Genomic DNA, 310 nt, shown 5'->3' on the forward strand with positions numbered 1-310 from the left:
TGCCTTCGACCAGATAGAAATGGCAATTATTCGCCACCGCGATATCGGCAACGATAGTTCCCTGGGCGGGACGAAGCGTAGCTGGTGCCTGCGGGCCCGCATCCGTGAGCATCATCAAAAGCTGATCTGCCGCATCCAGATGCCCGGCTTCGCCGATCATGGCGAATTGACTCCCCTCAAACCACACCATGCCGTGCTCATCCAGCTCATCGAACTGGTAAGGCACCGGCACAAAACGGCCCTGCTCTACCCGCATGACCGAGAGGGAATCCAGCGTTTTACCCTGGGCGCCGGGAACGTCCTGCCCGGA

At 59.7% G+C, this 310-nt stretch carries 1 pseudogene; it reads right to left on the minus strand.

From position 1 onward, the window contains the following. Positions 1–310, minus strand: a pseudogene (locus tag A3754_RS27430) (hypothetical protein); the annotation flags it as partial.

This window comes from Alcanivorax sp. HI0083 (assembly GCF_001635175.1).